Raw genomic sequence first — 10,470 nt, forward strand, 5'->3', positions numbered from 1 at the left:
GCTTGTAAGGTATTGATAGGTAAGGACTCAAATTTCAGGCAAGAAAAAACCCGATTAGTCTTGAACCTAAGAAGGCGGGACTATCGGGCTCCTCAATATGGGGACATCAAAGAAAAGCAGTGGCACTAATTCAGACCCCAGTCCAGTAGGAAAGTTCTGGGCAAATGAAAAAAGTATAAAAAAATGTTTAGCTTTAGCCTTTCGTCCCCTTTTTAGGGCATTAACCTAATATTCCCGGCCAGACAATGACGATCAACGAGCCCGCCAACGTCAATAATACGTTCGCAATGGCATAAGTCCCTGCATAACCTAGCGCTGGGATATTACTACGTGCGGTATCGCTGATAATATCCATGGCTGGCGCACAGGTTCGTGCGCCCATAATTGCGCCGAAAAGTAGCGCGCGGTTCATGCGTAATACATAAGCGCCAAAGAGGAAGCAGATGACAACGGGAACCAAACTCACAATAAGGCCCGAAATTAACATTTGCCCGCCGACGGCCCCGAGGCTGCTATTAATACCACCACCCGCACTTAACCCGACGCCAGCCATAAAGACCATCAATCCAAACTCTTTCACCATGTTCAGCGCGCCCTGCGGGATATAGCCAAACGTTGGGTGATTGGCACGCAGAAATCCGAGCATGATCCCCGCCATTAACAGACCTGCGGCGTTACCAATCCCGAAACTGAAGTTACTAAACTGGAATGTAATCAGGCCGATCATTAAGCCTAAAATGAAGAAGGCGCAGAAAGCTAACAGGTCGGTCACTTGACTGTGGATGGAAATAAAGCCAATTTTCTCTGCCACACTTTTCACGCGCCGCGCATCACCGCTGACTTGCAGCACATCACCCTTATTAAGAACCACATTGTCGTCAATCGGCATTTCGATTTGGCTGCGGATCACGCGGTTAAGGAAACAACCGTGGTCCGTCAGTTTTAAGTGGCTGAGGCGTTTACCCACGGCATTGCTGTTTTTGACCACAATCTCTTCGGTAACAATACGCATATCCAACAGATCGCGATCGAACACTTCTTTACCGTTACGAAAACTTGGGTCAAGACGTGAATGGGCATCTGGATAGCCCACAAGGGAGATTTCATCACCGACTTGCAGCACCGCATCACCATCGGGACTGGCCAGAATGCCGTTACGCCGAATGCGCTCGATATAGCAGCCTGTCTGGCGATAAATGCCTAACTCACGGAGATTTTTACCATCAGCCCAAGCCACTAGCTCAGGGCCAACACGATAAGCGCGGATGACCGGTAAGTACACTTTCCGCTGGCTATCGGTATCCAAACCGCGTTCGCGGGCAATCTGCTGGGCGCTGGTGGGCAAGTCTTGATGCTGAAGTTTGGGTAAGTAACGCGCACCTAAAATCAGGCTAACTAACCCGATAAGATAGGTGAGGGCGTAACCTAGGCTCAAGTTATCTTGGGCGTGTTGTAGGGCAGGATTATTGCCGATGGTGTTGCGTAACGTATCGCCTGCGCCAACTAACACTGGCGTAGACGTCATTGATCCGGCGAGCATCCCCGCAGTGAGGCCAATATCCCAACCAAATAGCTTACCGAGCCCTAACGCCAGAATCATGGCGCTGCCGACCATAACTAAGGCCAGCATGAGATAGTTTTTGCCATCGCGGAAGAAAATAGAGAAAAAGTTTGGGCCAGCTTCAACACCGACACAAAAAATAAAGAGCATAAAGCCCAAATTGAGCGCTTCGGTATTAATGGTAAAGTGCTGTTGCCCGAGCAACAGGGAGACCACCAACACACCAATAGCGTTACCTAATTGAATAGGCCCTAATCGCAGTTTGCCTAGGCACAATCCCAGCGCTAACACGACGAATAACAGCAAGATGTAGTTGCCGTTCAGTAAATTTGCGACGTTAATATTCACAGGTATGACTTTCTGTTAGCCCAGATGATTCACGATATACACGCTCTTTGCTTATCGGTAGAGCGACACACTTCATTAAAATCTAAAAAAATATCGCCAGCCAGGACATCAGAGCAAGCGATAACGGGGCTTATTCTAATCGGTATACTGCGTGACAGCCAGTAGTATGCAGGAAGTTTGCTTTGACTAGAGGGAAATACTAAATTGTTAATTTAAAGTGGGATTATCTGCTATTTATATCAGAGAAAATAAGGTTTTTCGACACGATAATTTATAGCTAAGTGACATGCTCTAGAGGCAATAAAAAAGGGTGTTAGACACCCTTTATCAGATAAAGCCAATTTAGATTAATGGCGAAATCATAAGCGACGTGCTAGCCCAATTACTGGAACAGGCTCAGATTTTGTTTAGCGTATGCTTCAAAATCAGTGCAACCGCCAATGTGTTTCTCATCAATAAAGATCTGTGGCACGGTTTCTACCGGTTTGCCGACAGTTTTTTCCAAATCAGCTTTGGTGATACCTTCCGCGTGAATATCGATGTAACGGAATTTAAAATCGTCACGTTCGGTTTCCAGTTTTTCTGCCAATTCTTTAGCACGAACACAGTAAGGACATCCAGGACGCCCGAAAATTACAGCAAACATTTAAAACTCCTTGATTAATTTGAGGTAATCACTGAGAACCTATCCCATTAGGATTATCTTATTGGTCATGTTGAACTCGGGCGCTATTCAGAACCCTCGCGCACAGCTATATATGCTTCGGTTCTTCCACGCTGTTCGTGTTCAAAATGACAGCAACAATGGCCCCTACTGGGATTGGCTCTTAGCCAACAGCGACTGATACATTCAACTGCTAAATGACTTCTAGCGCATTACTTACTCTCACTGGGGTCTACTATGCCCTTTGGCACAGTGAAAAAAAAGCAGGAATTGCCTGTTGATATGATAAATCCTACCTATTTGCTTCTCGGTACTGTTACAAATCTTGGGGATTCAATACACTGAGTCAATACTTAGTGATACCCAAGAAATGTTGAGTGACAACGAATTCCATTGTGGCTTCAAACGCAAAGAAAATAGAGCTTATCGGAGGTAAAGATGCGCTCGTTAGGAGATATGCCCCGCATAGTGATCGTTTCAGAAGTGCTGGGGATGCTGTTGCTGGTGGTAGCTTACCTCAGTATTAATGATTTCGTATCATTACCGGGTTCGATGGGGACACCGACTGTTGCGATTATGATGATTTTTGTCGGAATTGGCCTGATGGTGCCTGCCGCAGTTTGTATTGTTTGGCGCGTAGCCAGTGGTTTTGGTCCACTATTAGGGAGTGCCGATCGAGTCTCGCGACCACAAACCAAGAAAGAACAGGATAAAGTGCAATCCGAAAAAGAGAATCAATCTAAGTAGGATAGGCACTGAGTCTTAATCAGGGCATTAAATTTGTCGGGATTGATCATGGCGCTGTCGGCCAATATTCCGTAAGCTATGCCACTTTTCGTATTATGAGAATCGTGAGGTAGGTAGTTATGGATTCACTCATCGTCCCGGATTTAGCCTTATTACGGCGTTGGCTGGATCAACTCGGTATCTCATTTTTTGAATGCGATTCCTGCCAGGCGCTGCATTTGCCGCATATGCAAAATTTTGAGGGTGTGTTTGACGCCAAAATCGACTTGGTGGATAACGTCATCTTATTCTCGGCGCTAGCCGAAGTCAGACCAACGGCACTGATTCCACTGGTGGCAGATCTCAGCCAAATCAATGCCAGTTCACTGACGGTGAAAGCGTTCATCGATATTCAGGATGACAATCTACCAAAACTGATTGTCTGCCAATCATTGACGATTGAAGTTGGGGTGACACTGGCTCAATTCGGTTACTTTATGCAGCAGTGTGAAGAGCAGATTTCAATGATCATTCTCGAAGCGCGTGCGAATGATTTGTTGTTTATTGGCTCAAGCGAAGATGACGAAACACCGCAAACAGCCACGGCTTATCCTGTTATCCACTAATATCTTGTCATTCAATGTGCCGCCAATGCTGGCGGCGCTTTGCTCTTATCTTTGTAAACCATAAGATCTTCTGCTTTTTACCCTCTTTTGCCAGATATTTATCGCCGTTTATACCGTTAGTGACGCATTACATAGATAAACTGTGCATAAAAAATCGATAAAAGGCGTTTTTTACCCTAGAGTCTGGTACGGATGGTTAACTGCGGTTATGCTGCTGTTTCTGCAAAAGACATAATATTACCTCATAAAATCAGTGATTATCCTTGTTAGGTTAATAATCACTCACTGTGCATAGTCATGCATCTGGTGTTTGAGGCGATGAACGTCGGCAGGGCAAAGGTATTGTATCTTTTCGGATACAAATTTAGCGCACTATTTCACCCCCTGTTCTGGAGGAGTTAACGGATGTTCACCCAACGTAAAAAGTGGTTATCGGGTGTTACTGCTGGCCTGTTACTGGCCGCGTCCGTCTCAGCATCCGCTGAGGAAAAAACACTGCACGTTTACAACTGGTCCGATTATATCGCGCCGGATACGCTGGCTAATTTCCAAAAAGAAACCGGCATTAAGGTTGTCTATGATGTGTTTGACTCCAACGAGGTGTTGGAAGGTAAATTGATGGCGGGAAGCACCGGTTTTGATTTAGTGGTGCCGTCAGCCAGTTTCCTTGAACGCCAATTGTCTGCTGGCGTATTTAAGCCATTAGATAAAACGAAATTACCGAATTACAAAAACCTTGACCCTGAGCTGTTGGCACTCGTTAGCAAACACGATCCTGAGAATAAATTTGCGATCCCTTATCTGTGGGCGACAACCGGTATTGGTTATAACGTCGAAAAAGTGAAAGCGGCGCTGGGAACAGATGCACCTGTTAATAGCTGGGATCTGGTGCTGAAACCTGAAAATCTTGAGAAGCTGAAAAGCTGCGGCGTTTCTTTCCTTGATGCGCCAAGCGAGATTTTTGCCACTGTATTGAATTATTTGGGTAAAGATCCAAACAGTATTCAGGCGGCTGACTACACGGGTCCTGCAACCGAATTGTTATTGAAATTGCGGCCAAATATCCGTTACTTCCACTCTTCACAGTACATTAATGATCTGGCAAACGGGGACATCTGTGTGGCAGTAGGTTGGGCAGGCGACATCATGCAGGCATCTAATCGCGCTAAAGAAGCTAAAAATGGCGTGAATGTGGCTTACAGTATTCCAAAAGAGGGGGCGTTGGCCTTCTTTGATGTGTTTGCGATGCCATCAGATGCTAAAAGTCAGGATGAAGCCTATCAGTTCCTGAATTACCTGATGCGCCCTGATGTGATTGCCAATATCAGTAACCACGTGTTCTATGCGAATGCTAACAAAGCGGCGACCCCGTTGGTGAATGCTGAAGTTCGCGACAACCCCGGCATTTATCCGCCGGCAGATGTGCGCGCGAAGATGTTCACGCTGAAAGTACAAGAGCCGAAAATAGATCGTGTCATTACATCGGCATGGACTAAAGTGAAAAGCGGTAAATAACCCATTGATGGGTAAGTGAAATAGACCATGGTAGGAACAGGGGGACTTTCTCTCTGTTCCTGTTTTTTATTGCGCCGCACCTCAAATGCGGCCTGTTCTGCTTTTACGGAGAGCACGCTGAGTGAATGATGTAATTCCCCGCTCACAGCCAAAATCCCAGAAGGTGTTTACGCCCTTGTTGGAGATTCGCAACTTAACCAAATCATTTGATGGTCAGGCCGCAGTAGATGATGTCAATTTGACCATCTACAAAGGTGAGATTTTTGCGCTGTTGGGTGCATCAGGTTGTGGTAAATCGACCCTGTTGCGCATGCTGGCCGGTTTTGAACAGCCGACGCAGGGGCAAATCGTCCTCGATGGGCAAGACTTATCGCACGTGCCACCTTATCAACGCCCGATCAACATGATGTTCCAGTCGTATGCGTTGTTCCCCCATATGACGGTCGAACAAAACATCGCGTTTGGTTTGAAGCAGGACAAATTGCCTTCGAATGAAATTAAAAGCCGTGTGGCTGAAATGCTGACGTTGGTACACATGCAAGAGTTCGCCAAACGCAAACCGCATCAGTTATCCGGTGGTCAACGCCAACGTGTGGCGCTGGCGCGCAGCTTGGCTAAGCGTCCAAAACTGCTGCTGTTGGATGAGCCAATGGGGGCGTTGGACAAAAAGCTGCGTGACCGCATGCAACTCGAAGTTGTGGATATTCTCGAGCGAGTGGGGGCCACTTGTGTGATGGTGACCCACGATCAAGAAGAAGCCATGACCATGGCGGGCCGTATCGCCATTATGAACCGTGGCAAATTTGTACAAATTGGCGAGCCCGAAGAAATTTACGAGCATCCGAACAGCAGATTCAGTGCTGAATTTATCGGGTCAGTCAATGTGTTCGAAGGGGTATTAAAAGAGCGCTTAGACGATGCATTGATTATCGAGAGCCCAGGGTTACGTCATCCGCTGAAAGTGGACTCTGATGCTTCGGTGGTCGATGGGGTGCCGGTATTCGTTGCGCTGCGCCCTGAAAAAGTCATGTTGTGCGAGCAAGTGCCGGAAGATGGCTGCAACTTTGCCGTCGGTGAAGTGGTACACATTGCTTATCTGGGTGACCTGTCGATATATCACGTCAAACTCCATAGCGGCCAGATGCTTAGTGCACAGTTGCAAAATGGTCATCGCTACCGCAAAGGCATGCCAACGTGGGGCGATGAAGTCCAACTGTGCTGGGATGCCGATAGCTGCGTGGTCTTAAATAGCTGATGGGCTTTAAAAAACAGATCGTTTTAAAAAGCTCAATAGCCTTGGGGAGCTCAATATTGTGATACCAAAATCCACTCATGGCACCGAAGAGCCACCGACCCGTGCGGTAGGGCAAATTAAGGCGCTGATACAACGCTTCCAGATGGCACATGGCCGTAAGCTGGTTATTGCCATGCCATATTTATGGCTATTCCTGCTGTTTATGTTGCCATTCCTGATTGTGTTCAAAATCAGTTTGGCCGAGATGGCTCGTGCGGTGCCGCCTTATACCGATTTAGTGACTTGGCTTGATGGTAAGCTGGATATCTCGCTAAATCTGGGAAATTATCTCCTGCTCCTTGAAGAACCACTGTATATCGATGCTTATTTGCAATCGTTGCAAGTGGCTGCGGTCTCAACGCTGTGTTGCCTTATTATCGGTTATCCGCTGGCTTGGGCTATTGCTCACAGTAAATCATCTACACGCAATATTTTATTGCTGCTGGTTATTCTGCCGTCATGGACATCATTCCTGATTCGAGTCTATGCCTGGATAGGGATACTCAAAAACAACGGCATATTGAACAACTTCCTGATGTGGACGGGGATTATCGATCAACCGCTGATCATTTTGCACACTAATCTGGCGGTCTATATTGGTGTGGTGTATTCCTATTTGCCTTTCATGGTGTTGCCAATCTACACCGCATTAACTCGATTGGATTATTCACTGGTAGAAGCTGCATCTGATCTTGGTGCCAAGCCACTTAAGACTTTCTTCAGCGTTATCATGCCACTGACCAAAGGGGGCATCGTCGCAGGTTCCATGCTGGTCTTTATTCCGGCGGTAGGGGAGTTTGTTATCCCTGAGCTACTGGGTGGGCCAGATAGCATCATGATTGGCCGAATATTATGGCAGGAATTCTTCAATAACCGTGACTGGCCAGTGGCTTCAGCCGTAGCAACGGTGATGTTGGTCTTATTGATTGTGCCGATACTCTGGTTCCACAAACACCAGAATAAACAGATAGGAGGCGCATCGTGAATAACCTACCGGAAGTGCGTTCAATCTGGCGTCGAGTGATCTTAGTTGTTGGGTATACTTTCCTGTATGCACCGATGTTGATGCTAGTTATCTACTCATTTAACAGTTCAAAGCTGGTCACGGTATGGGCAGGGTGGTCGACTCGTTGGTATATCGAATTATTTAATGATTCAGCGATGATATCCGCCGTAGGATTGAGTCTGACTATCGCGTCGGCCTCTGCCACCATGGCGGTGGTGCTTGGGACGATCGCCGCTGTGGTGATGGTGCGCTTCGGACGTTTTCGTGGCTCGACGGGGTTTGCATTTATGCTGACCGCGCCATTAGTGATGCCTGATGTCATTACTGGCTTGTCACTATTGTTACTGTTTGTCGCCATGGGGCATGCCATCGGTTGGCCCGCAGAACGTGGCATGTTCACCATTTGGCTGGCGCACGTGACCTTTTGTACCGCTTATGTGACTGTCGTCATCAGTTCGCGTTTACGTGAACTTGACCGTTCTATTGAAGAGGCGGCAATGGATCTGGGGGCGACACCGCTGAAAGTGTTCTTTGTGATTACCGTCCCTATGATTGCCCCTGCGTTAATTTCAGGCTGGCTACTGGCCTTTACCTTATCGTTGGACGATTTAGTGATTGCCAGTTTTGTGGCTGGGCCAGGCGCGACCACATTGCCGATGTTAGTGTTCTCTAGCGTGAGGATGGGGGTGAATCCAGAAATCAATGCACTGGCGACACTGATTCTGCTGGTGGTGGGCATCATCGGTTTAATCGCATGGTGGTTTATGTCTCGCTCAGAAAAACAGCGGTTGCGGGAGTTACGCAAAGCAGCTCGCAGTTGATAGGGTTAATGAATGGTCGATACGGTTAATGAATAGTTGATACCGTTAATTAATAGCTGATAGCCCTTAAAACTGTTAGTCTTTCTTTTACTTTAACGCCGCCTTGAGCGGCGTTATTGTGAAGGATAACATTGAGTTGTAGGGAACCGAACGGAGGATAGATAGGCCAATATGAGAGCATTATTTTCATCCTCAGCTTTTTCGTCTTCAGCAACGACACCTGTTCCGGTTCTGATTGCCGGCACCGCTATCATTGCCACCCATTTTGTTGGTCTATTGCTCCTTGTGGCAGAATTGGGATGGGGGGGCATCGGTGCGTTTATTAATGAAAGCCTACAAAGCTGGGATTCCAGTTTTATCCTAGTTATGAGTATTTTCTTACTTCTGCTGGAGATTGCCTGTGGTGTCGGGGTCTGTCGTCGGCAGAACTGGGCGCGCTGGTGCTACCTGCTTTGCCAGATACTCGTCATTATCTATCTGTTGGTGGTCTCATTCGATTGGCTACTATTGGATGTTTTTCGTATTGAAGGTGATAGCAATGCGGAAATCCTTCATAGCCTACTGATGCAGAAAATCCCTGATGTGGTGATTATCGGTTTGTTATTCTTTCCTTGGCATCGCTATTTCCACCACTCAAAATGAGTGTTTAGCCTGACACAGTGCTACAATTCGCCTCCAGCAATAGCTTCGGCTACGAACTCTTTAATGTCTCAGTCTACAACGGTCAATTATTAATGCATTGCGCTCAGTATACGGCAGGTCGCTGTCGTTCCTGTCAGTGGTTGGATAAACCTTATCCACAACAACTGGCTGACAAACAACATCATTTAGAAAATCTGCTCACTGGGCATTCAGTGGCTCAGTGGCTAACGCCAGTTTTTGGGCAAGAAAGTGCTTTTCGAAATAAAGCAAAAATGGTGGTCAGTGGCAGTGTCGAGCGCCCGTTATTAGGGATGTTACATCGTGACGGCACGCCTGTGGATTTATGTGACTGTCCGCTTTATCCGGCCAGTTTTGCGCCCGTTTTTGCTCTCCTTAAAACCTTTATTGCCCGTGCAGGTTTAACGCCATACAACGTCGCCCGTAAGCGTGGTGAGCTTAAATTCCTGTTACTGACTGAAAGTACGCATAGCGGTGAGTTGATGCTGCGTTTTGTTTTACGTTCGGAAACTAAGTTGGCGCAACTACAGGCGGCGTTACCTTGGTTACAACAGCAGTTGCCTCAATTGGCGGTTATTTCGGCCAATATTCAGCCGGTGCACATGGCGATTCTGGAAGGGGAGCAAGAGATCCCTTTGACTGAGCAGCAGGCATTGCCGGAGCAGTTTAATCAGGTGCCACTGTTTATCCGCCCGCAAAGTTTTTTCCAAACAAATCCGCAGGTCGCAGCCTCACTCTATGCCACTGCTCGCCAGTGGGTGCGTGAGTTAAATATCGATAGTATGTGGGATCTATTCTGTGGCGTTGGCGGTTTTGGCTTGCACTGCGCGGGGCCGCAGACAAAGCTCACAGGCATTGAAATTAGCGCTGAAGCCATTGCCTGTGCGCGTCAGTCAGCAGATCTGTTAGGGTTAAAAAACGTCAGTTTTGCTGCGCTCGATTCCACTCGTTTCGCTACCGCAGAAGCGCAAGTGCCGCAATTGGTATTGGTGAACCCGCCACGGCGTGGGATTGGGGCAGAGCTGTGTGATTATTTGGCACAGATGGCACCTGAATATATTCTCTATTCAAGCTGTAACGCGGAGACAATGGCGAAAGATATTAGTAGGTTAGCGGCATATCGTATTGAGCGGGTGCAGTTGTTTGATATGTTTGCGCATACGGCACATTATGAAGCCTTAGCCCTGCTTACCCTTCGTCCTTGAAGCCACAGGGGTGTTGGCTGCTCTCACTCACCCGAATCACATAC

General features: G+C 47.3%; 10 protein-coding genes. 8 read left to right on the top strand and 2 right to left on the bottom strand.

Going from position 1 to position 10,470, the window contains the following annotated elements; translation table 11 throughout:
• Nucleotides 1-220: 220 nt before the first annotated feature.
• Nucleotides 221-1,909: an aspartate:alanine antiporter gene (locus BN68_RS01895; protein ID WP_019209457.1), complete on the bottom strand. Its 1,689-nt coding sequence runs from the start codon at nt 1,907-1,909 to the stop codon at nt 221-223.
• A 382-nt stretch (nt 1,910-2,291) separates the two neighbouring features.
• The gene (locus BN68_RS01900) at nt 2,292-2,555 is read right to left on the bottom strand and encodes a GrxA family glutaredoxin (protein ID WP_004710767.1); all 264 of its coding nucleotides are present in this window, start codon (nt 2,553-2,555) and stop codon (nt 2,292-2,294) included.
• A 456-nt stretch (nt 2,556-3,011) separates the two neighbouring features.
• Here BN68_RS01900 and BN68_RS01905 point away from each other — a divergent pair, with 456 nt between their 5' ends.
• The 8 genes from BN68_RS01905 (at nt 3,012) to rlmC (ending at nt 10,426) form a co-directional block, all read left to right on the top strand.
• Nucleotides 3,012-3,320: a YbjC family protein gene (locus BN68_RS01905; protein WP_019209458.1), complete on the top strand. Its 309-nt coding sequence runs from the start codon at nt 3,012-3,014 to the stop codon at nt 3,318-3,320.
• A 119-nt stretch (nt 3,321-3,439) separates the two neighbouring features.
• On the top strand, nt 3,440-3,925 hold the full coding sequence (locus BN68_RS01910) for a type III secretion system chaperone family protein (protein ID WP_019209459.1): 486 nt from the start codon (nt 3,440-3,442) through the stop codon (nt 3,923-3,925).
• 405 nt (nt 3,926-4,330) lie between these two features.
• On the top strand, nt 4,331-5,440 hold the full coding sequence (gene potF, locus BN68_RS01915) for a spermidine/putrescine ABC transporter substrate-binding protein PotF (RefSeq protein WP_019209460.1): 1,110 nt from the start codon (nt 4,331-4,333) through the stop codon (nt 5,438-5,440).
• A gap of 121 nt (nt 5,441-5,561) precedes the next feature.
• On the top strand, nt 5,562-6,695 hold the full coding sequence (gene potG / locus BN68_RS01920; protein ID WP_019209461.1) for a putrescine ABC transporter ATP-binding subunit PotG: 1,134 nt from the start codon (nt 5,562-5,564) through the stop codon (nt 6,693-6,695).
• A gap of 58 nt (nt 6,696-6,753) precedes the next feature.
• Nucleotides 6,754-7,719 (top strand): putrescine ABC transporter permease PotH, encoded by a 966-nt coding sequence (potH, locus tag BN68_RS01925; protein WP_019209462.1) that lies wholly within the window; start codon nt 6,754-6,756, stop codon nt 7,717-7,719.
• Entirely contained in the window at nt 7,716-8,561 is an 846-nt protein-coding gene (potI, locus tag BN68_RS01930) for a putrescine ABC transporter permease PotI (RefSeq protein ID WP_019209463.1), read from the top strand. The genes potH and potI overlap by 4 nt, the downstream gene beginning before the upstream one ends.
• 171 nt (nt 8,562-8,732) lie before the next feature.
• Nucleotides 8,733-9,203 (top strand): YbjO family protein, encoded by a 471-nt coding sequence (locus BN68_RS01935; RefSeq protein ID WP_019209464.1) that lies wholly within the window; start codon nt 8,733-8,735, stop codon nt 9,201-9,203.
• A gap of 92 nt (nt 9,204-9,295) precedes the next feature.
• The gene (gene rlmC, locus BN68_RS01940) at nt 9,296-10,426 is read left to right on the top strand and encodes a 23S rRNA (uracil(747)-C(5))-methyltransferase RlmC (protein WP_042806482.1); all 1,131 of its coding nucleotides are present in this window, start codon (nt 9,296-9,298) and stop codon (nt 10,424-10,426) included.
• The last annotated feature ends 44 nt before the right edge of the window (nt 10,427-10,470 follow it).

Source organism: Yersinia massiliensis CCUG 53443 (assembly GCF_000312485.1).
Classification (GTDB): Bacteria; Pseudomonadota; Gammaproteobacteria; order Enterobacterales; family Enterobacteriaceae; genus Yersinia; species Yersinia massiliensis.

What these genes read in the sequence shown, in the direction of transcription:
- BN68_RS01900 (WP_004710767.1), bottom strand. Translation starts at nt 2,555, where the DNA reads ATGTTTGCTGTAATTTTCGGGCGTCCTGGATGTCCTTACTGTGTTCGT.
- BN68_RS01905 (WP_019209458.1), top strand. Translation starts at nt 3,012, where the DNA reads ATGCGCTCGTTAGGAGATATGCCCCGCATAGTGATCGTTTCAGAAGTG.
- BN68_RS01910 (WP_019209459.1), top strand. Translation starts at nt 3,440, where the DNA reads ATGGATTCACTCATCGTCCCGGATTTAGCCTTATTACGGCGTTGGCTG.
- potF (WP_019209460.1), top strand. Translation starts at nt 4,331, where the DNA reads ATGTTCACCCAACGTAAAAAGTGGTTATCGGGTGTTACTGCTGGCCTG.
- BN68_RS01935 (WP_019209464.1), top strand. Translation starts at nt 8,733, where the DNA reads ATGAGAGCATTATTTTCATCCTCAGCTTTTTCGTCTTCAGCAACGACA.
- rlmC (WP_042806482.1), top strand. Translation starts at nt 9,296, where the DNA reads ATGCATTGCGCTCAGTATACGGCAGGTCGCTGTCGTTCCTGTCAGTGG.